Source organism: Nonomuraea sp. B5E05, assembly GCF_039880665.1.
Classification (GTDB): domain Bacteria; phylum Actinomycetota; class Actinomycetes; order Streptosporangiales; family Streptosporangiaceae; genus Nonomuraea.
This window is the reverse complement of sequence record NZ_JBDPMJ010000021.1, coordinates 43,487-67,496: the sequence shown is the minus strand read 5'-3', so window position 1 is coordinate 67,496 and position 24,010 is coordinate 43,487. Positions and strand designations below refer to the sequence as shown.

25 protein-coding genes are annotated in these 24,010 nt (G+C 69.6%); 13 read left to right on the top strand and 12 right to left on the bottom strand.

What is annotated here, in order from left to right:
* Positions 1–6: 6 nt before the first annotated feature.
* The 5 genes from ABGB01_RS32465 (at position 7) to ABGB01_RS32445 (ending at position 3,901) form a co-directional block, all read left to right on the top strand.
* Positions 7–1,383 carry an ABC transporter permease subunit gene (locus ABGB01_RS32465; RefSeq protein ID WP_347777328.1) on the top strand — a complete coding sequence of 459 codons (1,377 nt, stop codon included), beginning with the start codon at positions 7–9 and terminating at the stop codon, positions 1,381–1,383.
* 59 nt (positions 1,384–1,442) lie between these two features.
* A complete protein-coding gene (locus ABGB01_RS32460; protein ID WP_347777467.1) occupies positions 1,443–2,342 on the top strand; it encodes a carbohydrate ABC transporter permease in 900 nt (299 codons plus the stop codon).
* A 98-nt stretch (positions 2,343–2,440) separates the two neighbouring features.
* Positions 2,441–3,118 (top strand): uracil-DNA glycosylase, encoded by a 678-nt coding sequence (locus tag ABGB01_RS32455; RefSeq protein WP_347777326.1) that lies wholly within the window; start codon positions 2,441–2,443, stop codon positions 3,116–3,118.
* 10 nt (positions 3,119–3,128) lie between these two features.
* Complete coding sequence (locus tag ABGB01_RS32450; RefSeq protein ID WP_347621743.1) at positions 3,129–3,449, top strand: hypothetical protein; 321 nt, start codon at positions 3,129–3,131, stop codon at positions 3,447–3,449.
* Positions 3,450–3,610: 161 nt separating this feature from the next.
* Positions 3,611–3,901 carry an MTH1187 family thiamine-binding protein gene (locus ABGB01_RS32445; RefSeq protein ID WP_347777324.1) on the top strand — a complete coding sequence of 97 codons (291 nt, stop codon included), beginning with the start codon at positions 3,611–3,613 and terminating at the stop codon, positions 3,899–3,901.
* Positions 3,902–3,916: 15 nt separating this feature from the next.
* On the opposite strand, the gene ABGB01_RS32440 is transcribed toward ABGB01_RS32445, so the two are convergent.
* Entirely contained in the window at positions 3,917–5,503 is a 1,587-nt protein-coding gene (locus tag ABGB01_RS32440) for an alpha/beta hydrolase (RefSeq protein ID WP_347777322.1), read from the bottom strand.
* Positions 5,504–5,784: 281 nt separating this feature from the next.
* On the opposite strand from ABGB01_RS32440, the gene ABGB01_RS32435 reads away from it, so the two are divergent.
* Positions 5,785–6,558: a MerR family transcriptional regulator gene (locus ABGB01_RS32435; RefSeq protein ID WP_347777320.1), complete on the top strand. Its 774-nt coding sequence runs from the start codon at positions 5,785–5,787 to the stop codon at positions 6,556–6,558.
* A 54-nt stretch (positions 6,559–6,612) separates the two neighbouring features.
* Here ABGB01_RS32435 and ABGB01_RS32430 read toward each other — a convergent pair whose 3' ends face one another.
* The gene (locus ABGB01_RS32430; RefSeq protein WP_347777318.1) at positions 6,613–6,828 is read right to left on the bottom strand and encodes a heavy-metal-associated domain-containing protein; all 216 of its coding nucleotides are present in this window, start codon (positions 6,826–6,828) and stop codon (positions 6,613–6,615) included.
* Complete coding sequence (locus ABGB01_RS32425) at positions 6,825–7,262, bottom strand: nuclear transport factor 2 family protein (RefSeq protein ID WP_347777316.1); 438 nt, start codon at positions 7,260–7,262, stop codon at positions 6,825–6,827. Before ABGB01_RS32425 ends, ABGB01_RS32430 begins: the two co-directional genes overlap by 4 nt.
* 74 nt (positions 7,263–7,336) lie before the next feature.
* Between ABGB01_RS32425 and ABGB01_RS32420 the strand changes: the two genes are divergently transcribed.
* Entirely contained in the window at positions 7,337–7,921 is a 585-nt protein-coding gene (locus ABGB01_RS32420; RefSeq protein ID WP_347777314.1) for a TetR/AcrR family transcriptional regulator, read from the top strand.
* 105 nt (positions 7,922–8,026) lie between these two features.
* Complete coding sequence (locus ABGB01_RS32415) at positions 8,027–9,622, top strand: FAD-dependent monooxygenase (RefSeq protein WP_347777312.1); 1,596 nt, start codon at positions 8,027–8,029, stop codon at positions 9,620–9,622.
* Between the two features lie 32 nt (positions 9,623–9,654).
* Here the strand turns inward: ABGB01_RS32415 and ABGB01_RS32410 are convergent, their stop codons facing one another.
* Positions 9,655–10,605 (bottom strand): hypothetical protein, encoded by a 951-nt coding sequence (locus tag ABGB01_RS32410; RefSeq protein ID WP_347777310.1) that lies wholly within the window; start codon positions 10,603–10,605, stop codon positions 9,655–9,657.
* Positions 10,606–10,755: 150 nt separating this feature from the next.
* Positions 10,756–11,166 (bottom strand): ATP-binding protein, encoded by a 411-nt coding sequence (locus tag ABGB01_RS32405; RefSeq protein ID WP_347777309.1) that lies wholly within the window; start codon positions 11,164–11,166, stop codon positions 10,756–10,758.
* A 165-nt stretch (positions 11,167–11,331) separates the two neighbouring features.
* On the opposite strand from ABGB01_RS32405, the gene ABGB01_RS32400 reads away from it, so the two are divergent.
* The gene (locus ABGB01_RS32400; RefSeq protein WP_347621733.1) at positions 11,332–12,144 is read left to right on the top strand and encodes a helix-turn-helix transcriptional regulator; all 813 of its coding nucleotides are present in this window, start codon (positions 11,332–11,334) and stop codon (positions 12,142–12,144) included.
* Entirely contained in the window at positions 12,134–12,346 is a 213-nt protein-coding gene (locus ABGB01_RS32395; RefSeq protein ID WP_347621732.1) for a DUF397 domain-containing protein, read from the top strand. Before ABGB01_RS32400 ends, ABGB01_RS32395 begins: the two co-directional genes overlap by 11 nt.
* Before the next feature lie 79 nt (positions 12,347–12,425).
* Here ABGB01_RS32395 and treZ read toward each other — a convergent pair whose 3' ends face one another.
* The 3 genes from treZ to glgX are packed head-to-tail and all read right to left on the bottom strand — an operon-like array spanning position 12,426 to position 18,370.
* Positions 12,426–14,150, bottom strand: a complete 1,725-nt coding sequence (treZ, locus tag ABGB01_RS32390) for a malto-oligosyltrehalose trehalohydrolase (protein ID WP_347777308.1) — start codon at positions 14,148–14,150, stop codon at positions 12,426–12,428.
* Positions 14,140–16,284: a malto-oligosyltrehalose synthase gene (gene treY / locus ABGB01_RS32385; protein ID WP_347777307.1), complete on the bottom strand. Its 2,145-nt coding sequence runs from the start codon at positions 16,282–16,284 to the stop codon at positions 14,140–14,142. The genes treZ and treY overlap by 11 nt, the downstream gene beginning before the upstream one ends.
* Positions 16,277–18,370 (bottom strand): glycogen debranching protein GlgX, encoded by a 2,094-nt coding sequence (gene glgX / locus ABGB01_RS32380; protein ID WP_347777306.1) that lies wholly within the window; start codon positions 18,368–18,370, stop codon positions 16,277–16,279. Before glgX ends, treY begins: the two co-directional genes overlap by 8 nt.
* A 190-nt stretch (positions 18,371–18,560) precedes the next feature.
* On the opposite strand from glgX, the gene ABGB01_RS32375 reads away from it, so the two are divergent.
* A complete protein-coding gene (locus tag ABGB01_RS32375) occupies positions 18,561–19,133 on the top strand; it encodes a hypothetical protein (protein WP_347777305.1) in 573 nt (190 codons plus the stop codon).
* Between the two features lie 19 nt (positions 19,134–19,152).
* Positions 19,153–20,112 carry a prolyl aminopeptidase gene (gene pip / locus ABGB01_RS32370; protein ID WP_347777304.1) on the top strand — a complete coding sequence of 320 codons (960 nt, stop codon included), beginning with the start codon at positions 19,153–19,155 and terminating at the stop codon, positions 20,110–20,112.
* Here pip and ABGB01_RS32365 read toward each other — a convergent pair.
* On the bottom strand, positions 20,078–20,626 hold the full coding sequence (locus ABGB01_RS32365) for a phosphatase PAP2 family protein (RefSeq protein ID WP_347777302.1): 549 nt from the start codon (positions 20,624–20,626) through the stop codon (positions 20,078–20,080). The genes pip and ABGB01_RS32365 overlap by 35 nt on opposite strands.
* Before the next feature lie 193 nt (positions 20,627–20,819).
* Here ABGB01_RS32365 and ABGB01_RS32360 point away from each other — a divergent pair, with 193 nt between their 5' ends.
* Entirely contained in the window at positions 20,820–21,614 is a 795-nt protein-coding gene (locus ABGB01_RS32360) for a universal stress protein (RefSeq protein ID WP_347777300.1), read from the top strand.
* Here the strand turns inward: ABGB01_RS32360 and ABGB01_RS32355 are convergent.
* Genes ABGB01_RS32355 through ABGB01_RS32345 form a run of 3 tightly spaced genes read right to left on the bottom strand, consistent with a single transcriptional unit; the run spans position 21,611 to position 23,967 of the window.
* Positions 21,611–22,726 carry a glycosyltransferase gene (locus ABGB01_RS32355; RefSeq protein ID WP_347777298.1) on the bottom strand — a complete coding sequence of 372 codons (1,116 nt, stop codon included), beginning with the start codon at positions 22,724–22,726 and terminating at the stop codon, positions 21,611–21,613. The two genes, ABGB01_RS32360 and ABGB01_RS32355, sit on opposite strands and share 4 nt — an antisense overlap.
* A complete protein-coding gene (locus ABGB01_RS32350) occupies positions 22,723–23,697 on the bottom strand; it encodes a glucosyl-3-phosphoglycerate synthase (RefSeq protein WP_347777296.1) in 975 nt (324 codons plus the stop codon). Before ABGB01_RS32350 ends, ABGB01_RS32355 begins: the two co-directional genes overlap by 4 nt.
* A gap of 24 nt (positions 23,698–23,721) precedes the next feature.
* Entirely contained in the window at positions 23,722–23,967 is a 246-nt protein-coding gene (locus ABGB01_RS32345; protein WP_347777294.1) for a hypothetical protein, read from the bottom strand.
* Positions 23,968–24,010 lie beyond the last annotated feature (43 nt).

Sequence of the window (24,010 nt, the reverse complement as noted above, 5' to 3'; positions counted from 1 at the left end):
AAGGCCGTGACCGAACGGTTGGACGGCCCGCAGGACCCGCCCGCGAACGTCGCGGGCGGGCCCTCCACCGGACCGGCTGAAACCCCCCTACGCAAGCGACGCCTCGGCCCTTCCCCGGCGGTCGCCATCGCCTTCCTCCTCCCCGCGGCGCTGCTGCTGGGCATCTGGGTGATCTATCCGATCGCCTACTCCATCTTCAGGAGCCTGTTCGACGCGACGGGCACCGGATTCGTGGGGCTGGGCAACTACACCACGATCTTCACCGACGCCGGCACCCTCACCACCATCCGCAACAACCTGATCTGGGTGGTGGTCGCGCCCATCGTGGTCACCACGATCGGCCTGATCTTCGCGGTGCTGACCGAGCGGATCAGGTGGGCGACGGCGTTCAAGCTGATCGTGTTCATGCCGATGGCCGTCTCGCTGATGGCGGCCGGCGTGATCTTCCGGCTCGTCTACGAGGAGAGCCCCGACAAGGGCCTGGCCAACGCCGTGCTCACCACGGTGCACGACACGTTCTCCTCCTCTCAGGGCTACCCGGAGGCCCGCCCACGCGGGGGCGACGAGTCCCCGGTCGCCGAGCAGGGCGGCGCGGTCGTCACCAAGCAGCCCGCTCAGGCAGGCCAGCCCGTGCTGATGCCGATCGTCGGCGTCAAGCCGGAGCTGGTGCCGGGCGACGCCCAGCCCGCCAAGGCCCCCGCGGCCGGCGACGGGCTCTCGGGCACCGTGTGGTTCGACTTCACCCCCGGAGGCGGGGGCACGAACAACGCGGTCGACGCCGCCGAGAAGGGCCTGCCCGGCATGACCGTCGAGGCGGTGCGCGACGGCCAGGTCGCCGCGACCACGACCACGGTCGACGACGGCTCCTTCAGCTTCGAGGGGCTGCCCGCCGGCTCCTACGTCGTACGGCTGCCCGAGTCGAACTTCGAGGCCGCCTACGGCGGGCTGAGCTGGCTCGGCCCCACGCTCATCACCCCGGCGATCATCGGCGCGTTCGTGTGGGTGTGGGCCGGCTTCGCCATGGTGCTGATCGCGGCCGGGCTGGCGGCGATCCCGCGTGACGCGCTGGAGGCGGCCCGCATCGACGGCGCGAGCGAGTGGCAGGTGTTCCGGAAGATCACGGTGCCGCTGCTCTCGCCCGTGCTGCTCGTCGTCTTCGTGACGATGATCATCAATACGCTGAAGGTGTTCGACCTGGTCTTCATCATCGCGCCGGCCTCGGTCCAGCCCCAGGCGAACGTGGTCGCGCTGGAGATGTGGCGCGTGTCGTTCGGCGGCGGCAACAACCAGGGCCTGGGCAGCGCGCTGGCCATCTTCCTGCTCATCCTGGTCCTTCCCTTCATGATCATGAACATCCGCAGGTTCAGGAGGGAGGACACGTGAGCGAGCCCATCGACAGGCCCGGCACGCCGGACGCCGCGGGATCCGACGGGGAGGGGCACATGACCACGGCGACGGTCACGGCGCCGACCGGAACGAACGCGGGAGCACCGCGCAGGAGCCTCGCCGGCAGGCTCGTCGACCGTCTCGGCGGCGGGGCGGTCCAGGTCGTGATGGTGCTGCTCGGCATCTTCTGGCTGGTGCCGACGCTGGGCCTGCTCGTCGTCTCGATGCGGACGTCGGAGGTCAACAACGCCGAGGGCTGGTGGACGATCTTCACCAAGCCGGCCGAGCTGACCGTCGACAACTACGCCAACCTGCTGGGCAGCGGCTTCACGGCGTCCTTCTGGAACACCGTGCTGATCACGGTGCCGACCACGGTCCTGGTGATCGGCATCGCGGCGATGGCGGCGTACGCGTTCGCGTGGATGGACTTCCGCGGCCGTGACACCGCGTTCCTCGTCGTCGTCGGGCTGCTGATCGTGCCGATCCAGATCGCGCTGATCCCCGTCGCGTCCCTCTACGGCGCCGCCGACATGTTCGGTTCGATCGCCGGCGTGGTGCTGTTCCACGTGGCGTTCGGGCTGCCGTTCGCGATCTTCCTGCTCCGTAACTTCTTCGTCGGCATCCCCAGCTCGCTGCTGGAGGCGGCGCGGATGGACGGCGCGTCGGAGTGGAAGATCTTCGCGTCGGTGGTCTTCCCGCTGGGCAAGCCCGCCATCGCCTCGCTGGGCATCTTCCAGTTCCTGTGGGTGTGGAACGACATGCTCATCGCGCTGGTCTTCGCCGACACCGGGAACCAGCCGATGACCAAATATCTGCAGTCGCAGATGCGGCAGTTCGGGTCGAACGTCGACATCCTCTCGTCCGGCGCGTTCCTGTCGCTGATCATCCCGCTGGTGCTGTTCTTCGCGTTCCAGCGGTACTTCGTCCAGGGCATGATGGCCGGCTCGGTCAAATGACGTCGCGGTCGCCCGCCGTACCGATGTGATCATTCCGGTACGGCGGGCGACCGCGTTTCGCACGCAAGCCGTACCAGACATGGCTAAGCTTCACGGCCATGGCTGGTCATCCCCTTCATGAAGTCGTCGAGGCCGGATGGGCGCGGGCGCTTGAGCCCGTCGCCGCGCAGATCGCCCAGATGGGTGAGTTCTTGCGCAAGGAGATCGCGGAGGGCCGGCAATATCTCCCTGCCGGCGCGCACGTGCTGCGCGCCTTCAGCCAGCCCTTCGACGACGTCAAGGTGCTGATCGTCGGCCAGGACCCCTATCCCACGCCCGGCCACCCCGTCGGGCTGTCGTTCTCGGTCGCGCCCGACGTGCGGCCGCTGCCGGGCAGCCTGGTCAACATCTACAAGGAGATGGAGAGCGACCTCGGGCTGCCCCGGCCGGCCAACGGCGACCTCACGCCGTGGGCGGAGCAGGGCGTGCTGCTGCTCAACAGGGTGCTGACCGTGATGCCCGGCAAGCCCGCCTCCCACCGGGGCAAGGGCTGGGAGCAGGTCACCGAGCAGGCCATCCGCGCCCTCGTCGCGCGCGACAAGCCGATGGTCGCCATCCTGTGGGGCCGCGACGCGCGCAACCTGGCGCCGATGCTCGGCGACGTGCCGCGCGTCGAGTCCGCCCACCCCTCGCCCCTGTCGGCCCGCAGCGGCTTCTTCGGCTCGCGGCCGTTCAGCCGCGCCAACGAGTCGCTGGTTCAGCAAGGTGCGGCACCTGTGGAGTGGAAGCTCCCCTAACATCATCGCCATGAGTGATGAACCGAAGTTCCTGCGTCTCACGGTCGAGCTGACCGTCGAGGTGCTCGATGTGGACGCATTGCAGGCGGCGGCGCTGGCCGAGGTCCGGCACCCCGACGCCGATCTCACCGAGGAGGAGCGCACCGAGCAGGCCGAGCTCGTCTCCTCCGACGACTCCGGCGCCTCCGCGCTGCAGTGGCTGATCGAGCCCGACCACGTGCTGCAGCTCGTCGACCACATCACCGAGATCGAGCCACGCGAGGCCGTGCTCGGCGTGGAGCCGTCCGAAGGGCCGAGCGAGGAAGAGGAAGAAGAGCACGACCACGGGTGACGTCCGGCGGCATGGTCAGCGGCGGCCACGGCGTTCGACGGCGTCGTGGCTCTTCGCGAAGCTGCCGATACGATCGAGAGCCCCGGCATGCCGGGCGCGGACAAGCGGGAGCAACTGAGCGGCTCCTGCTCAGATCGGTCGTTCACCGCAGGAGGCACACAGTGATCGTCGCATTCTCCATCACCCCGCTTGGCGTCGGTGAAGGGGTGGCCGAGCCCGTCGCCCGCGCCGTCCAGGTGGTCCGCTCCAGCGGGCTGCCCAACCGTACCGACGCGATGTTCACCACGATCGAGGGCGAGTGGGACGAGGTGATGGACGTCGTCAAGCGCGCGGTGGACGCGGTGGCGGAGGTCGCGCCCCGCGTGAGCCTGGTGCTGAAGGCCGACCTCAGAGAGGGTGTCACGGACGGCATGACGTCCAAACTGGAGTCCCTGGAACGCCACCTCTCCTGATTTCACCGGGGTGGCTCAGAGCTTGCACCGGGCCCCTTCTGCCGGGGACCTGAGGTCGATGAGGTAGGCGGACACGATCTTGTTGACGCAGGCGTTGCCGGCCAGAAGGGCGCCGTGCTGCTCGCCCTCGACGGTGAGCAGGCTGCCGCCGAGCGTCCTGGCCAGGTTGATGCCGCCCTCGTGCGGCGTCGCGGCGTCGCCCGTGACCGAGACCGTCAGCGTGTCAGGCAGGCCCTTGATGCCGGTGGCGTACGGGTAGCCGAGCGTCGGCTTGACAGGCCAGTGCTCGCAGCCGTCGCGCGCCTCCTTGATCGGGCGCCCGGAGTCGGAGAACGGCGCCGCCTTGTTCCACGCCCGGCTCGACGCGGTCTCCTCCTTCGGCGTGTGGCGATCCTCGTCCAGGCAGTTGATCGCCATCGTGGCTTCGAGCGAGTTGGGATAGGCGCCGTCGGCGGTCCGCCCGTGGTAGGCGTCGCGCAGCTTGAGCAGGGTGTCGCCCTTGCCGGCCTTCAGTTCGGCGATGCCCGCGATCGCGGCGGGCCAGAGAGCCTTGCTGTACATCGCGGTTACCACCCCCACGACCGCCTGTCCGTACGTCAACCCGCGCCCGTCGGACGTCCGCGCAGGCTTGTCGATCAGCGGCCGGACGAGTTTCTGGAAGGCCTTGGTGGCGCGACCGGGTTCGGCGCCGAGCGGGCAGTCCGGCTTGGCGGCGCACGACGCGGCCATGCGCTCGAACGAGCGCTGCATTCCGGTGGCCTGCTGGACGCGTCGCTCGTAGGTGTCCTTCAGCGGATCCATCGCCCCGTCGAGCACCAGCGCGCGTACCTTTCTCGGGAACATCTCCGCGTACACGGCGCCGAGCCGGGTGCCGTAGCTGGAGCCCGCGAAGGAGAGCTTCTCATCGCCCAGAGCCTGGCGCAGCACGTCCATGTCCCGCGCGACGTCGCGGGTGCCGACGTGCGCGAGCACCTGCTTGCCGCCGGAGCGCTTGGCGCACTGCTCGACGAGCCGGCGGGTCTCCTGCTTGGTCCAGTCGTCCACGCCGGCGGGGATCGACGAGAGCTTCACGTCGCGCTCGCGCTCGGCGTCGGTGAAGCAGTCGAGCGCCGGCTTCGAGGCGCCGACGCCGCGCGGGTCGAAGCCGACGATATGGAAGCGCTCCGTGATCGGCGATCTCGCCCACGCGGCGGCGGTAAGGGCCGCGTGCTCCGTGCCGGGGAAACCGGGACCGCCAGGGTTCACCAGGAGCGACCCGATCGGGTCCTTGCCTCGCGCGGGGACGCGCAGCAGTGCCAGCTCCGCCTGCCTACCCTTCGGGTTTCGGTAGTCGAGCGGCACTTTGAGCCGCGCGCACTCGGCTTTGACGGCCGGCGCGTCCGGCGTCGGCTTCGGGGCGTCGCACGGCTTGAACGCGGGCTTCTGCCCGTAGAAGCGGTCCATGTCGGTGGTGGAGAAGGTGGACTGCTGACCGGCCTGACCGGTGCCGGCCGGGCCGGACTGCCCGGCGGACTGGGCGGCGGACTGGCCGGCGCAGGCGCCGAGCAGCAGCGTCAGCGCCGCGAGGCCCATGACGACGGCTGGTGGCTTGCGATATGGCATGTACGTTGTCCCATGGTCGAAGGTGATGGCCACGAGGGCAAGGGGCCTTAAGGGCCCGAGCAGGCTCACTTCCGATGCGCGGCACCGGGAAGGGCGTGACCGTGCTGTTTGACACCGACCTAACAGCGTGCCCTTGGGGCACAGTCAAGGGGCGCCACACGACCGGCCACCGAGTCCTGCCGTCTCGTACGCGATATGTCTGAGCGCCGCTTGAGTGTGCCCTTGGGGCATGGTGTGGACTGGGACGCGCCGGCGGCCGTGAACGACGAGGGAGGCGGAGAATGGCGTGGAGCACGCGGCAACTTGCCGATCTTGCCGGCTCGACGGTGAAGGCCGTCCGGCATTACCACGAGCTCGGGTTACTGGAGCAGCCCGAGCGCACGGCCAACGGGTACAAGCAGTACAAGGTCGCCCACCTGATCCGGCTGTTGCAGATCAAGCGGTTACGTGACCTGGGGGTGCCGCTGTCGCAGGTCGCGGCTATGGGGCGGGCCGACCAGGAGCCGGACGAGGCGATCCGGGCGCTGGACGCCGAGCTGGAGGCGACGATCGAACGGCTGAAGCGTGTGCGCGCGGAGCTGGCCGTCATCCTGCGCCATCGTGCGCCGATCCACGTGCCGCCCGGACTGGCTCCCCTCTCTCAAGAGCTCTCCGACACGAACCAGTCCCTGTTCCTGGTCTTTTCGACGGTGTTCAGCGAGGAGGGCCTGGAGGAATTCCGCCGGATCGTCGCTGTGCGCGACGACACCGGCGAGGAGTTCGAAGCCCTTCCCCCGGACGCCGACGATGCCACGATCGACCGGCTTGCCGAGCGCATCCTGCCGGCGGTCCGCAGAATGCGGAAAGAGCACCCGTGGTGGAACGACCCGGTGGCGGATTCGCCACGAGGAGCGCATCTGGCCGGAAACGCGATGGCACATGCGGTGGTCGAGCTCTACAACCCCGCGCAGCTGCGCGTCCTGCAGCGCCTGCACCATCTCCTCGAACAGGCCACGGAGACGAACGACGACGTTCTCCCCGACCCGGGCCCAGACGTGCGCTCGGGCGAGGAATGACGGCCGACACTGCCGATACGATCGAGACTCCAGGCTCTGGTGGCGCCGGCAGGCTCAGGAAGGGGGGACGGTGAGCTCGTAGCCCGCCTCCTCGACGGCGGCGCGCACGTGGGCGAGGTGCAGCTCCTGGTCGCTGGTCACCGTGACCTGGCCCGCCTCGACGTCCACCCTCACGGCGGTGACGCCAGGGACACGTTCGAGTTCTTCTGTGACGGCGTCCGCGCAGTGCCCGCACGCCATGCCGATCACGGTGTAGGTGCTGGTGGTCACGCCGGCGCCTCCTGGTCGCTGAGCGCCGTCGCCTGGTCGGCCTTCCCTCCTGCGGGGACGGTGCGGGTGAGCATGTGCGCCCTGCGCATCCGCCCGTCCTCGGTGAACTGCCCGAAGAAGTACACCTCCATGGCGAACTCCTTCTTGCGCTGCTGTACGTGCAACGTGTAGCGCGCGGCGATCCGGTCGCCGTCCGCCACTGCTTCGTGCACCTCCATACGGCTGCTGGGCCGGTTCTTGCGCACCGGGCGGGTGTGCGCAATCAATTTGTCCCGGTCCATCCGGTGGCCGTCGGCTATCTCGATGATGTCCATTGTGTGGTAACGGTCCACGATCGCTGCCGGATCCTCGTCGTCGCGCAGGAGCTCTTCGGAGAGGGAGGTGAAGAACTCCGTGATGAACTCTGTGGGGTCGCTGTCGCTGAACGGACGCATGGGACTCCTGCCTGCGGTAACTTTGACAGAATGTAAGTTATGCACAAGCGATTAACTTTGGCAAGGTGTAAGAATTGAGTTCACCCCCGGGCCGCACTCGCCGCGCCGACGCCCGACGCAGCAGGGCGGTCATCCTGGACGCGGCGATCCGGCTGCTCAACGCCCGGCCCGACGCCAGCGTCGACGCCATCGCCACCGCCGCGGGCGTGACCCGCCAGACCGTCTACGCCCACTTCCCCTCGCGCCAGCGGTTGCTGGCGGCGGTGCTCGACCGGCTCACGGAGGAGGCCGTGGGCGAGATGGACGCCGCCGACCTCGACACAGGGCCGGCCGCCGACGCGCTGCTGCGGCTGATCGACGCCGGCGCCAGGACGGCCGGGCGCTATCCCGTGCTGATGCAGAAGCTCAGCGCGATGCCCGTTCCTCCAGGAGAGGACCAGGCGCGGCACACGGCGGTCGCCGACCGGCTCAAGCGCGTCATCGAGCGCGGCCTGCGGACCGGGGAATTCGACGATCGCCTCCCACCGGACTGGCTGGTCGCGGCCACCATCACGCTGAGCCACGCCGCGAGCGAAGAACGCACCGCCGGACGACTGACCGCCGCGGAGGCCGACGAGGCTCTCCGCGTCAGCCTGCTCCGGCTGCTCGGCGCGAAATGATCGCTACAGCCGGCGCAGTTCGAGATATATCTTGACCGCCACCTAAGACGCGACATATCGTGTTGTTGGTCAACGCGACAGTACGTGTTTTGGAGGTGGCAGGCAATGGAGCAAGAGCGGGTGCCGATCCTCGTGGCCGGCGGCGGGTATGCGGGGCTGAGCGCGGCGGCGCTCCTGGCCTGGCGGGGTGTGCCGGTCATCCTGGTCGAACGGCACCCGGGCACCTCCATCCAGCCCAAGGCCTTCGGCGTCGGACCGCGGGCGATCGAGCTGCTCCGCCCCGTGCCGGGCATCGAGCAGGAACTGAGCGACATCTGGGCGGGCATCGGCGACAACCTGCGCATCGCCATCGCCAAGGACCTCGCCGACCCGGACCCTCACATGATCATGGAGGGCGAGGTCGAGGAGCTGGCCTTCCTCACCGACATCACCCCCGTCGCCGTCGTGGGCGCGCCCCAGGCCGAGATCGAACGGGTGTTACGGCGCAGGGCCGAAGCGCTCGGCGCCGACCTGCGCTTCTCCACCGAGCTGATCTCGCTCGACCAGGACGAGGACGGCGTGACGGCGCTGATCCGCGGCGAGGACGGGGAGCGTGTCGTGCGGGCGGACTACGTGGTGGCCGCCGACGGCTGTCGCAGCCCCGTACGCCGGATGCTCGGCGTGCCCACCTCGGGCAAGGGCACGCTGGGCACCATGTGCTCGATCATGTTCGACGCCGACCTGACCGGGCTCGTCGAGGACCGTATGGTCACGCTCTGGTATCTGCAGAACGACGTCTTCACCGGCGCCATCCTCACCGGCACCGGAGTGGGGGCGCACGTGCTGGGCGTCAACCACGCCGAAGGCGAGAGCGCGGCCGACTTCACCGACGAGCGCTGCGCCGAGCTGGTGCGGATCGCGACCGGGCGGCCGGATCTCGACGTGCGCATCCTGGACAAGACGACGTTCGCCCTGGGGCACGTGCTCGCCGACACCTATCGGGCCGGCCGGGTGTTCCTCGCCGGCGACGCGGCCCACACCATGCCGCCCACCGGCGGGCAGGGCGGCAGCACGGCGCTCCAGGACGGCTGCGACCTGGCCTGGCGGCTGTGGCTGGTGGTCACGGGCCAGGCAGGTCCGGACTTCCTCGACACGTACGACGCCGAACGCCGCCCCATCGGCACCATGACCGCCGACGCCCAGCTCGCCAACCTGGGAGTCCGCATGCCTCCCGGCGCCCGCGAGGGCTATCCGGAGCCCCTCGAGGACCCCGCGGCCTGGCTCATCGGACACCGCTACCACTCCACGGCGATCCTGAACGAATCCGGCGACGACGGCTCGATCCTGGAGGACCCCCGCGTCCCGCACGGGCGCCCCGGCAGCCGGGCCCCGCACGTGGTGCTCGACTGGGAGGGGCAGCGCATCTCCACCATCGACCTGTTCGGCTCCGGCTTCGTGCTGCTGGCCGCCAAGGAGGAGGGCCGGGCCTGGGTGGACGCCGGTCGCCAGGTCAAGGAACGGCTCGGCGTGCAGCTCACGCGGCTGCTCGTCGATGCCGAGCTCGTGGACGTGACGGGACGCTTCCAGGAGGTGTACGGCGTCAACAGGGGCGGCGTCGTACTCGTCCGGCCCGACGGATATGTGGCCTGGCGCTCGCCCGACCCCGTCGGGGACCCGGCGGCCACCCTGGAGAGGGTCATGAGACAGATCCTCAGCCGCTGACCCGCCACAGCCAGGCCACCCGGCGAGGGTCGTCACGCGGCGAGGGTGGAGGACGGAGGGTGCATGCTCGCCAGGGAGGCGTGGGCGGGGCCCTGGGTGGCGCAGAGCCAGTCGTTGGTGGAGCCGGTGAAGCCCAGGGGCGGTCCGACCTTGAGGCAGGTGATCTGGCCGGTGCCGGGCGCGGGACCGACCTTCAACCGCCGGACGCCCGTGGGGCCCACGGCGTCGGCTTCGTAAGGGGTCAGCCGGACGCCGAAGGGGAGACCACCGTCGGGCTGGTCGCACGGCTGGATCTGGAGGAAGTCGTCGATCCGGCGCTCCGTGGCCTCCGGATGGGCGGTGAGGTGGGCCAGGTGGTCGGCGATCAGTCGGCTCGCCACCGTACGCAGGAGGTTGGTGGCGCACAGGTTGTGGGCGCAGGCGGCGCCGTCAAGGGTGATCTCGGGCAGGGCGAAGCGGCGCAGGCCGCGCGAGGTCACCCGGAGGCAGGAGCTGTCACCGGGATCCCAGGGCGCGCAGGCGGCGACCTCGTGGGCGCGGACGTCCCAGGCCAGCCAGTCGTCGTTGAGGTGGAACGCCGCAGGCTCGCCGGCGCACTGCCCGCAGGTGAGGATGGCGGCTCCGGTCAGGGGGTCGATCAGCAGCCCGTCGCACTCGCGCGCCAGGGCTCTGGCCGCGGCCCTGGCCGCCTGCGCACTCGCGGGCAGCAGGTGCGGGGGCGCCGTGGCGGACACCACGACACGGTGTTTCGCCCGCCGAAGGCGACGCCTCTCCTCGTCGCCGAGGTTGGCGCCGGTCGGTTTCCACGGGGTCGGATGGTACGTCGCGGTCAGGGCCCGGCTGCGCATGGCGCTGACCACGGCCTTCCTGTGGGGGCCGGCGACACGCCAGGGCAGGAACGCGTCGACGTCGAACCGCAGGTGCTCCATGGCCACGACGAACCGGGACGTCAGCGTGCGGGGCAGGGGCAGGGTGATCTTCATGAGCGACCTCCGGACGTATCGAAACGGTGCGGCGCTCAGGATCGACGAGGCCAGGAACCGTGCGGCAAGTAGAGCGACGTTCTGTGGATGACGCAGGGTTGTCCACAGAACAGCGGACGTCCACGCGCGGAACCACGCTGTGGCACGACATCAACGAAGCAGCGCCCACACCACGCGCTCGTTCACGCCGTTGACGTAGTGACCCCAATTGCCGCACGTCATCCTGTCCACGATCAGAAGACCCCGCCCTCCGTCGTCATCCGGCTCCCGTAGCGCCGGGACTGTTTCGGCGTGACCCGGATCGGCGACCGAGAGAATGAATCCGCCGTGTTCCACGAATAGGCTTATCCGCACCCATCGATGCTCGTCGCTCATGCCGTACTCGATGGCGTTGGTGACCAATTCGTCAACGATCAGCCTCAGATCGTCGACGCGCGGGTGCCGTGTTCCCACCCAGCCCGTGATTAGGTCCCTCGCCCTGGCAGGGATGCGCCGGGAATCTGTACGCCCGATCACGAACGTGTGCCGTCCGAATTTCGGAGCCCGGGTTGCCACCTGCATGGAATCACCTCGAAACCTACATGCCGAAGCACGTCTGTGCGGCTAGGGATCCCCAGCATGACCTCCGGCCGTCGTGGATATCCACGGAAACTCCCCGCCAACGTACTCACAACTTGTGTTCAATATGTACGTGGGGATGTACGCAAGGCCGAGGGAAGGCAAGACATGGCGGAATATCACGTCAAATCAGCCGAAGCCACCAGGGAGGAATATCGGCAACGAATGCGCAATTATCGGACAGCCAAAGGTCTCACGCATGCCGGACTCGCAATGCTTCTCCCTGCCAGCGAAAGCCTCGTGGGGGCCGTGGAACGAGGCACCAGGTCACCGACCGAAGGTTTCACCCGAGCCCTGGAGAAGGCCCTCGGGCTGGACGGCGAATTGCTGGAGCTGCTTCCGGCCATCAGGTCACTCGCGCCCAAATGGTTCCGACGGTGGCCGGCCATCGAGGCGAGCGCGCGGGTCATCAGAACCTACGAGCTGGCACTGATCCCAGGTCTTCTACAGACCGGGGACTACGCGCGGGCCATTTTCAACGGCGAACCGAACGCGATACCCCCGGAAGCGGAGAAGCGCGTCAAGATCCGGCTACAACGTCAGGCCATCCTGTCAAGGCCGAACCCTCCCGCCACTTCCTTCATTCTGGACGAAAGCGCCTTGCGCCGGCAGGTCGGCGGCCGTGAGGTGATGCGGGCGCAGCTCCGGTATCTGCTGGACATGATGACCCGTCCGTGTATTACCGTGCGGGTTGTCCCCTTGTCCTCCGGAGCGACGGCAGGTCTGATCGCTCCCTTCGTGATCGCACAGGACGACACGGAGACCGTGGGGTTCCTCGAGAATGCGGAGAGTGGAGAGGTCGCCAATCATCCAGACATGGTCCACTGCCTGTCCGAACGATGGGAGTTCCTGTCCGGCCTGGCACAGCCTACGTACGAGACCAAGAAGATCATCTGGGAAGTGATGGAGAATGGCCCCTGAAGAGGAGTTGGCGACTGCCACGTGGCGCAAGGCTCTGGCCAGTGGGGGGACCGGTGGCAACTGTGTGGAGGTTGCTCCCCTCAGCGGCGGTCGCGTCGCCGTGAGAGACAGCAAGAACCGCGGTGGCCCGGCTCTTGTGTTCACCGCAGCGGAGTGGGCTGCCTTCAAGGACGGCGTGTCCCACGGAGAGTTCGACTTCTGACCAGCACCACCGTTAGGGGGCCTGCGCCTTCGTAGGTCCCCCCTTTCATGCGCTACCCTCACACCGCCTGGCCGTACTCTCATGCCTCCGGGGGTGCAAGCGGGCGGCAGATCAGCAGGGACTGGCCCGGCAGGCGCACCCCCTCCTCATCGGCCGCCACCGGCTCGTCCGAGGCCAGGACGATCGTTCCCGGCGTCAGGGGCAGCGTCACCGAGTCCGTGGCGAAGTTCACCAGTACGGCCAGCGACCCCCGCCACATGATCAGCCAGGTGCCGTGCGGGTCCGTTTCCACGCGCACCCGGTCGAGCCGCGGGTCCGACAGTTCGGGCAGGGCCTTGCGCAGGGCGATCAGGTCGCGGTACCAGCACAGCAGCGACCAGTGCGCCTCCTCCTTCACCTCGCCCCAGTCGAGTTTGCAGCGCAGGAAGGTCTCCTCCTCGGAGGGGTCCGGCGCGTTCCACGCGTACCCGAACCCGTCGAACTCCCGCTCGCGCCGCACCGCCTCGGTTTCGCGCAGCCGGGGCTCGACGTGGTCGGAGAAGAACAGGAACGGCGAGCGCGCCCCCCACTCCTCGCCCATGAACAACATGGGGGTGAACGGCGAGGTCAGCAGCAGCCCGGCGCCCAGCTTGAGCGCGGACATCGGCAGCCGGTCGCCCTGCGGCCGGTTGCCGATCTGGTCGTGGTTCTGCAGGCAGGCGACCAGCCGGTGTCCGGGGACGCCCGCGTAGGAGCGCCCGTGGGAGCGCCCGCGGAAGCTGGAATGGGACCCGTCGTGCACCACACCCGACGTCAGCGCCTTGGCCAGCGCGGGCAGCCGCGCGAAGTCCTGGTAGTAGCCGTGGGACTCGCCGCTCACCGCGCAGTGCAGGGCGTGGTGGACGTCGTCGTCCCACTGCGCCGTCATGCCGAGCCCGCCGGCCTCCAGCGGGCGCACCATGCGGGGGTCGTTGAGGTCGGACTCGGCGATCAGCGTCAGCGGCCTGCCGACGAAGCACGCCAGTGCGTCCACCTCCTCCGACAGCTCGGCCAGCAGGTGTTCGGCGCGCTTGTCGTGCAGCGCGTGCACGGCGTCCAGCCGCAGCCCGTCGATGTGGAAGTCGCGCAGCCACTGCACCGCGTTGCCGATGAGGTAGCGCCGCACCTCGTCGGAGCCGGGCCCGTCCAGGTTGACCGCTTCGCCCCAGTAGCTCCCCTCGAATCCGGCAAAGTACGGGCCGAAGGGCCGCAGGAAGTTCCCCGACGGCCCGAGGTGGTTGTAGACGACGTCGAGGATGACCCCGATCCCCGCCCGGTGGCACGCGTCCACGAACGTCTTGAGCCCGTCGGGCCCTCCGTACGTCTCGTTGACCGCGTACAGGTCGACCCCGTCGTAGCCCCAGTTGCGCCCGCCCGGCACGGGAGCGACCGGCATGATCTCCACGAAGTCGACGCAGAGCTCGACCAGGTGCTCCAGCTTCTCCACGGCCGCCGCGAACGTGCCCTCCGGCGTGAACGTGCCGACGTGCAGCTCGTAGATCACCGCCCCGCGCAGGTCGCGGCCCTTCCAGTCGTAGTCGGACCAGAGGAAGCGGTCGTGGTCGTAGACGGCGCTCGGCCCGAAGACGCCCTCGGGCTGGCGGCGCGAGCGCGGGTCGGGGTAGGGCCCGCCGCCGTCGACCAGGAAGGCGTACGTCGTGCCGTGGCCCGCCTCGGCCACGTCGGCCGACCACCATCCCCCCTCACCGGGGGACATCGCCCGGCGCCCGTCCATAACGTCCACCTCGACTGCCGTGGCCTTCGGCGCCCAGACCTCAAAGATCATGTCTCTCCAGGAGTGCGACCGGATACTGACCGAGCAGGTGCGCGAGCGGGACGCGCCCGGTGTGCCGGACGCCGGTGAGCAGGTCGCGCCAGGCCCCCGTGGGCAGCGTCAGCGTCGTGGCGCCCCAGCCCGTCGCGGCCAGGCGTACGGGGAACCGGGTGGCGACGGCGACCGCGCGCGGCCGCTCGCCGGAACCCTCGCCGCCCCTGGCGAAGGCGATCACGTGCTCCGCCGCCCGCCCTTCCGCCGCCAGCGGCAGGTACGCCCCCGCGCCGCCGAGCCGCCGGCGCAGCCGCAGCGCCTGGGTGGTCACCAGCTGTTTGGCCGTGTCCCATGCGGTCACGGGCTTGGGCGGGAAGGACACCGGCCGCCGGTTGTCCGGGTCGACCAGCGAGAAGTCGGTGATCTCGTCGCCCTGGTAGACGTCGGGCACACCGGGCATCATGAGCTGGACGAGCTTGGCCCCGAGGGAGTTGCACATCGCGTACGGCTCGATGCGCGCGGTGAACTTTCCCACGGGCAGCCGCACGGCCGCCTCGGCGAAGTCCCGCAACTTCCGCTCATAAGACGGATCCGGATTTATCCAGGAGATGGCGGTTTTCGCCTCGCGAGCGGCCTTCAGCAGGTAGTCCGTGAACCGCTCGGCCGAGATCGGCCACGCCGCCATCAGGTTCTGCCAGGCCAGGTAGTCGAGGCACGGGTCGAAGCTCAGCGCCGACGACCACTCCGACACGGCAGCGGCCCACTCCTCCGGCAGCTCCGACAACACCGACAGCCGGGCCCGCACGTCCTCCGACCGTTTCGTGTCGTGCGTGGACAGGGTGGTCATCGTGTACGGCCACAGCGCCGCGCAGTACTCGTGGAAGTCCTCCACCGGGACGCCGAACACGTCGGGCTCGCCGCCCACCTCGTTGAGGCAGGCCAGCGGGTACCACCGGTAGAGCGCCGTGTCCTCGACACCCTTGGCCATGACCGGGCCGCAGGTCTGCTGGAAGCGGATGATCGCCTCGGCGGAGCCGTACAGGACCTCGCGGACGAGGGGGCGCACGGCGGGAGAGCACGCCTCGGCGGCCAGCTCGACGATCTCGACGGACTCGGGCGGGGGCTCCTCCCCCGGCACGATGTACGCGCGGTAGACCGGCATCGCGGCGAGCAACTCGCGCACGGCGGCCGGCTCGCAGCCGGTGGCCCTGGCCAGCCGGTCCACCTCGGAGCCGAAGAACAGGTCGAGCACCTCGCGCTTGGCCTGCGCCATCACCGGCCGGTAGTCCGCCGGCTGCCCGGTCCGCTCGCTGAAGAGCCGGACGAGCGGCTCCTTGCCCGCCGGGTCGACGAACAGGCCGTTGACGCGGTTGAGCACGTCGTAGCCGGTGGTGCCGTCGCAGGCCCAGTCGTCCGGCAGCCGCTCGGGGCCGATGAGGATCTTCTCCACGACCGTCCACGCGCTGCCCGCGCGCCTGCGCAGCCGTTCGAGATAGCCGCGCGGGTCGGCGAGCCCGTCGGGATGGTCGACCCGCAGGCCGTCCACCAGCCCTTCGTCGAGCAGCCAGAAGATCACCTCGTGCGTGGCGAACAACACCGCGGGGTCCTCGACCCGCAGCCCGATTAACGACGACACGTCGAAGAAGCGCCGGTAGCCGGGGCCCTCGCGCCAGCCGACCAGCCGGTAGTGGCCGGGGTGGGGGAAGGCGTGCTCGTGGTAGCGCAGCACGTCGCCGTCGACGACGGGCTCGACGTCATCCCCCAGCACGGGCAGCGCCACCGTCCCGTCGACCCAGTCGACGTCGAACCACCGCGCGTACGGCGAGGCGGGCCCGTCCTTCAGCACCGACCAGAACTGCCCGTTCACCGTGTTCATGTGGTTGGGCACGATGTCCACGACCACGCCCAGGTCGTGCGCGGCCAGGTGCTGAGCCATCTCCCTGAACCCGCTCGCCCCGCCGAACTCGTCCCTGATCCTGGAGTGGTCGGTGACGTCGTAGCCGTGGCGCGACTCCGGGGTCGACTGCAGGATCGGCGACAGGTAGACGTGGCTCACGCCGAGGTCGCGCAGGTAGCCGGCGATCTCCGCCACCTGGGCGAACCCGAAGTCGGGCGTCAGCTGCAACCGGTAGGTCGACGTGGGCCTAGACACGGCGCAGCACCTGTACGCTGCGGCCCGGCACCGCGACCGCCTCGCCCGCCTGGCATATCCGCGCGCCCACGTCGATGGGCATGGCCGTGTCGATCTCTGTGTGCCACATCTCGCCGTAGTCCTTGGGGATCGTGAACTGGAGCGTGTCGTGGTGCGCGTTGAACAGCAGCAGGAACGAGTCGTCCCTGATCGGGCGGCCGCGCCGGTCGGGCTCGGTGATGGCGTCGCCGTTGAGGAAGACGGCCAGCGACTTCGCGTAGCCAACGTTCCAGTCGCTGTCGGTCATCTCCTCCCCCGAGGGGGTGAACCAGGCGATGTCGCTCAGCCCGCGCACAGGCTTGCCGTAGAAGAACCTCCTGCGCCGGAAGACGGGATGTCGCTTGCGCAGCTCGGCCAGGCTCTGGGTGAACTTCAGCATCAGCCGGTTCGCCCGCACGTCCGACCAGTCGACCCAGGTCAGCGCGTTGTCCTGGCAGTAGCCGTTGTTGTTGCCCTGCTGCGTGCGGCCCAGCTCGTCGCCGTGCGAGAGCATCGGCACGCCCTGGGAGAGGAAGAGCGTGGTGAGGAAGTTCCGTTTCTGCTGCTCGCGCAGCGCCTCGACGGCGTCGTCCGCCGGGCCCTCCGCGCCGCAGTTCCACGAGCGGTTGTCGTCGGTGCCGTCGCCGTTGCCCTCCTTGTTGGCCTCGTTGTGCTTGCCGTCGTACGAGACGAGGTCCTGCAGGGTGAAGCCGTCGTGGCAGGTGACGAAGTTGATCGAGGCGGCGGGGCGGCGGCTGTCGGCCTGGTAGAGGTCGCTCGACCCGGTGAAGCGGGAGGCGAACTCCGGCATCGTGGCCGGCTGCCCGCGCCACAGGTCGCGGATCGTGTCGCGGTAGCGCCCGTTCCACTCCGTCCACCGCGACGGGAAGTTGCCCACCTGATAGCCGCCGGGACCCACGTCCCACGGCTCGGCGATCAGCTTGACCTGCGACAACACCGGGTCCTGCTGCACCAGGTCGAAGAACGAGCTCAGCCGGTCGACCTCGTGCAGCTCCCGCGCCAGCGTCGAGGCCAGGTCGAAGCGGAACCCGTCGACGTGCATCTCGATGACCCAGTAGCGCAGCGAATCCATGAGCATCTGAAGGACGTGCGGCGAGCGCATGAGCAGGCTGTTGCCCGTGCCGGTGGTGTCGACGTAGTAGCGCTTGTCGTTCTCGACCAGCCGGTAGTAGTCGGGGTTGTCGATGCCCTTCAGCCCCAGCGTCGGCCCGAGGTGGTTGCCCTCGGCGGTGTGGTTGTAGACGACGTCCAGGATGACCTCGATGCCCGCCTCGTGCAGGCCCCGCACCATCGCCTTGAACTCCAGCACCTGCCCGCCGCGCTGCCCCTGGCTGGAATAGCGGTTGTGCGGCGCGAAGAACCCGATCGAGTTGTAGCCCCAGTAGTTGGACAGGCCCCGCTGCTCCAGGATGTGGTCGGTGACGAACTGGTGCACCGGCATCAGCTCGATGGCCGTCACGCCCAGCTTCGTCAGATGGTCGAGGATCTCCGGGTGGTGCAGGGCCGCGTACGTGCCGCGCAGATGCCTGGGGATCTTCGGGTGGCAGATCGTCAGCCCCCGCACGTGAGCCTCGTAGATCACGGTGTCGTGGTACGGCCTCGCGGGCGGCCGGTCGTGCCCCCACCCGAAGAACGGGTTGATCACGATGGACCGCGGCACGTAGGGGGCGGAGTCGAGGTCGTTCCTGGTGTCCGGCTGGCCGAAGCGGTAGCCGTACACCGCCTCGTGCCAGCGCACCCCGCCCTCGATGGCCATCGCGTACGGGTCGAGCAGCAGCTTGGCCGGGTTGCACCGCAGCCCGTGCGCCGGATCGTAGGGCCCGTGGACGCGGTAGCCGTAGCGTTGACCCGGGCCGATTCCCGGCAGGTAGCCGTGCCAGATGAACCCGTCCACCTCGGTGAGCGGCACCCTGGACTCGGTGTTGTCCTCGTCGAACAGGCACAGCTCGACCTTGTCGGCGACCTCGGTGTAGAGCGAGAAGTTGGTGCCCGCGCCGTCATAGGTCGCCCCGAGTGGATAGGGGTCTCCCGGCCAGATCTCGATCATCGAGGCTCCCTTGCGGTCTCTCCCCATGTTCTGTTCCCCTGCTCCCCCGGACAAGCCCGGACCCCAGTGATGACCTTGTACCTTCCCCCCATCGCCTCTTCATTACTCCGCTGAACGTTCACCCAGGTCAAAAGGGTGCGCCGCGCCCACCCGATGCGCGGGCGCGGCGGCGGTCCGACAAGATGGACGGATGAGTGTTGAGTTGATGGTCTGGGACGAGCCTGAGCCGATCAGCAGGGACCAGGCGCGCGCCACCTATCTGGCGGTCAAGCGGAGCGAGCCCGGCGGCGGTGACGTGCCGGCCGTGGCCGACGAGCTGCCGGGGCGGGTCACGCCCTATCCGGGGCACGTGCTGGTGACGATGGACCTCGACACGATGGACGAGCTGTCCGCCAAGGTGTTCACGATCGCCCGGGCGCACGGGCTGGTCTGCTACGACCCTCAGCGCGACCTCGTGCACAACGTGGCGCCGCTGGGCGTCTACGAGGGCATGCAGCTGCACACGGGCGACGGCATGGTCGTCCACGACCCCGACCTGGCGTTGGTGCACGACGTGCTGGGCACGCTCTCCCCGCAGAACCCGTTCGCCGCCCTGGTGAACTTCGGCCGGCACTTCCTGCAGGTCTCACCCGGCTACGAGCTGGAGTACAAAGAGGGCACGCTCGTCAGCACGACGGTGCCGGACCTGGCGCAGGTGCGGCAGGTGTTCCACGAGTACGCCACCGGCGACCGGTCGTTCCTGACCCGCCACACGTGGGCGTGAAATGGCAGGATCGGGTGGCATGAGAACTCTGTACCCGCCCATCGAACCGTACAACTCCGGCCTGCTCGACGTGGGCGACGGCAACCAGATCTACTGGGAGGTCTGCGGCAACCCGGAGGGCAGGCCCGCTGTCATGCTGCACGGTGGCCCAGGCGGCGGGTGCAGTGCGAAGCACCGGCGGCAGTGGAATCCCGAGCTGTACCGGATCGTCCTGTTCGACCAGCGCAACTGCGGCCGCAGCCGGCCGCACGCCTCCGACCCCGCCACCGACCTCGCCGCCAACACGACGTGGCATCTGGTGGCCGACATAGAGCGGCTGCGCGAGCACCTGGGCATCGACGCCTGGCAGGTGTTCGGCGGCTCGTGGGGCAGCGCGCTGGCGCTGGCCTACGCCCAGACGCATCCCGAGCGGACGACCGAGCTGGTGTTGCGCGGGATCTTCACCCTGCGGCCCCAGGAGCTGAGGTGGTTCTACCAGGAGGGCGCCGGCCAGCTGTTCCCCGACCTGTGGGAGCGCTACGTCGCGCCGATCCCCGTCGAGGAGCGCGGCGACCTGATCGCGGCGTTCCGGGCCCGGCTGGAGGGCGACGACGCGCAGGAGCGGCTGGCGGCGGCCAGGGCGTGGGCGCAGTGGGAGGGGGCCACGGTCTCGCTGCTGCCGGATCCCGAGCGGGTGGCGGAGTTCGGCGAGGAGGAGATGGCCGTCGCCTTCGCCAGGATCGAGAACCACTACTTCCACCACGGCGGCTGGTTCGAGCCCGAGCAGCTCATCAGGGACGTCGGCAAGATCCGGCACATCCCCGCGGTGATCGTGCAGGGCCGCTACGACGCCTGCACGCCCATGGCCACCGCCTGGGACCTGCACAAGGCCTGGCCCGAGGCCGAGTTCCACGTGGTGCCCGACGCGGGGCACGCCTACTCCGAGCCGGGCATCCTTGACCGGCTCATCGCGGCGACAGACGGCTTCGCGCGAGCCTGACCGCAGGGGTGACGGCTCCCACCGTCAGCAGCGCGAACAACGGCGCGAGCACCAGCCCGAGCACGAAGCCCGCGGCGACGTCGTGCGGATAGTGCACGCCGACGAACACCCGCGAGAACGCCATGACGGCCGCCAGCGGGAACACCACCCAGGCCAGCGCGCGCCAGACCAGCACGAGCGTGGCCGCCGCGCCCGCCGCGATCGCGGCGTGGTTGCTGGGGAACGACCAGTCGTCCAGGGGCGGGCAGGCGGCGATCGTCGCGACCCCGCCCCTGCACGGCCGGTCCTCCCGGACGACGAGTTTGACCACCTCGCTGACGATGTACGCCAGCACCACCCCGGCCGGGCCGGCGATCACGAGCGCCAGGTCACGTGCGGGCCCTCGCCACGCGCGCCAGGCCGCCACCCCGAACAGCGCCACGAACACGAATAACCCGGCGTCCGTGCCCACCTCGGCGAGCACGTGGAGCCACGCGGGCGTGGCCAGGGCGAAGTCGACAATCTCGTCGTACACAGGCGTCCAATCGGTGAATGAGCGATGGACACGACCTTACGAACAGAGATCATCAGATGCCTCCATCATGAGATGGAAAATCCGGAAAAGCCTCGGTCGAAAGTCCGAGATCCTTCGTCCGGATGGGCAGCCGGCGGATCATGGTGTGGGGAGCACCGCGTACTCCCTGGTGGGAGCGGGTAGGGAGGCAGTCGTGATCGGTGAGCACGTGATCGTCGGATACACGAACGACGCGGGCGGGCGCGACGCGCTCGCGCTCGGCGCCGCGATCACCCACCTCACCGGCGGCGAGCTCACGGTCGCCACGATCTACCCGCCGGCCAGCCCCGGGCTGGCGGTGGAGGCGCAGGCCAACCTGGCGCACGCGGCGGACGAGCTGGGCGACGCGCAGGCCGAGTACATCACGTTCGAGAGCCGGGGCACGGGGCGCGGGCTGTCGGTGGTGGCCAGCAGGATCCGAAGCGACCTGATCGTGGTCGGCTCGGGGTCGGGCGGCCGGCAGGGCCGCATCACGATCGGATCCACCTCCAACCACCTGCTCCACCTGTCGTCGGAGGCGGTCATGCTGGCGCCCGCCGGGCACGAGCCCGCCGGCGAGCTCGCCCGGCTCACGCTGGCCTACGTGCACCGGCCGCAGTGCGACGAGGCCGTCGAGCGGGTGGCGCAGGCGGCGTTGCGGCTCGGGGTGCCGCTCCGCCTGATCACCCTCGACCTGCGGACGGACGACCAGGGCAGGCTGAGGGACGATCTCGCGCTGGCCGTCCGGCTGGCCTGGGAGACCACGGGCATCGAGGCCGAGTCGGAGGTCGCCGAGGGCCACGACGTGGCCGCCGCGGTGGAAGACGTCGCCTGGTTGCCCGGCGAGCTGCTGGTCTGCGCGGCCAGCGAGGACGCGCAGCCGCACCGGGTGTTCCTCGGCGAGCTGGCCATGAAGGTGCTGCGGGCCGCCCCCTGCCCCGTCGCCGTGCTCCCCCGCGGCTTCTCCTAGGGGCGCGTGACCTGCTCGTACAGCGTCAGGTAGCGCTCGGCCATGACGGACGGAGAGAAGCGGCGGCGGGCCTCGCGGCGGCACTCCTCCGGGTCCAGCTCGTCCACCCGCAGGACCCACTCGGCCAGTTCCTCCTCGGTGTCGGCCAGGAAGCCCGTACGACCGTGGTCGATGATCTCCGGCAGGCAGCCGCGGCGCAGGCCCACCGGGGGCACCCCGAGCGCCAGCGCCTCGACGACGGCCGTGCCGCCGGGTTCGTCCCACTGGAGGGGGAAGAGGGCGGCCCTCGCGGAGGCGTACAGGTGGTCCCTGGCCTGGCCGCCCACCGCGCCGACCCACCGGACCAGCTCCTCGTCGAGATACGGGGACACCTGGTCGAGGTGGTAGCGCACGTCCGGGTGGTGGTGCAGTGGGTGGTCCGGGTTCTGGGCCACCACGTCCAGTTCGGCCGCGGAGCCACGGCCGCACACCGGGCCGGCCAGCACCAGCGGCAGCCCGAGCTTCTGGCAGATCCTGGCCGCCACGTGCTGGCCCTTGAGCCCGCAGATGCGGCCCATGACGATCAGGTGCTCGCCGCGTTCGGCCCGCACGTCGCCGTCGGCGAGCGGGGTGGCCAGGTGGATCGCGCCGAGCGAGGCCGCGCGCAGGGCCTCGGGGGCGCGGGCGAGCTGCGACTCGGACACGCCGTTGACCGCGATCGACGGCGGGAACGAGCCGTAGAAGGCCGGATGTTTGCGCAGGTCCCAGTGGAGGGTGTGCAGGACGGGCGGCCCGCCGAACGCGGACAACACCGCGGGCCCCACCACCTCCAGGTGGTCGTGGACGAGGTCGATGTCGTCGCGGGCGCGCAGCTCGGCCACCACCCTGGCCTGGTGCGCGTGGGCGATGCCCATGACCTGGTTGTACGGCTTCTGCAACTCAGGGAACCGGCCCTCGTCGTAGACGCGGACCAGCTCGTCCACCTCGAGCGTGCTCGATCCCGCGGCGGCCAGGACGACGCTGACGCCGCGCTCACGCAGCGCCGGCACCAGCGTGGCGACGACGTTCTCGATGCCGCCGTATCCAGGGGGCGGGATGGAGAGCCACGGCCCCGCGTTCATGAGGACTTTCATGCCACATCTTCCTCCAGGACGAGGGAGGCGAGCGGAGGTCGCTCGGCCACGGCCACGTCCACCAGATCGGCCCGCCCTTCGAGCCCGAACTGCAACAGCGTGCGCGCAGGAGGCTCCGGCGCGAGCACGCGGTCCTGCCGTTCCAGGCGGGACCAGGCGGTCTGCAGGATCTGCCCGGCCATGCGGCCGAGCGCGTCGATCGGCTGGTGGGTGTGCGTACGGTGACCCAGGTCCACCTGGGCCATCGCGTCGAGCCCGACGAGCTGGAGCAGGTCGACGAGGAGCCCGAACTCCACGCCGTACTCGGTGACGAAGGGCACCCGTTCCAGCACCCGGCGCCGCGCGGCGTACTCGCCGCCGAGCGGCTGGGCGAAGCCGGCGAGTTCCGGCCAGAACATGTTGAGCAGCGGCCTGGCCACCAGCTCGGTCACGCGGCCGCCGGCGCCACGCCGCACGACCCCGTCCTCCCCCGTGTACGGCCGCTCGTAGGCCGCCTTGACGAACTGGATGCCGCGGTCGGTCAGCAGCGGCCCGAGCAGTCCCGTCACGTAGTGCGCGTCGAAACTGCGCAGGTCGGCGTCCACGAACACGATGAGGTCGCCGCGGGAGGCGGCCAGCCCTTTCCACAGCGCCTCCCCCTTGCCGGTCAGCGGCGGCAGGTGGGCGAGCACCTCGTCCTGCGCCACCACCCGGGCGCCCGCCCGGCGTGCGCGCTCGGCGGTCGCGTCGGTGGATCGGGAGTCGACGACGAGGATCTCGTCGACGAGCGGCGTGCGCTCGACGAGGTCGCGGCGGATCGCGGTGACGATGTCCCCGACGGTGCTCTCCTCGTTGCGAGCGGGCAGGACGACGCTCACCGTCGTGTTTCCCTTGGCCGGGATTAAGGCGTCGACCGGCCAGTCGGCCGCGGTGCTCGAGTGCGGGCCGTACCATTTCTGGACCTTGGACAAGGCGCGCAAATCTGTCTCCATGCCGTCAGCCCCGATCTCATGAGGTCACGGCATCTGCCCGATACAAGCGCTTATGAACATGTTTGTTTGATGGCTGCCTGATGTGGCATATGCGAGATTGTGTCCCCAATGACTCGCATCGGCATCATAGGCGCCGGAAATGTCGCCGCTCGCCACGCAGACGTGCTGTCCGGATTCCCCGATGTGACGATCGCCGGAATCGCCGACACCGATCTCGGCCGGGCCGAGGCCATGGCCGCGCGGCACGGCGCCCCCGCCTATGGCGGCCATGAGGCCCTGCTCGCAGCCGGCGGTTTGGACGCCGTCTACGTCT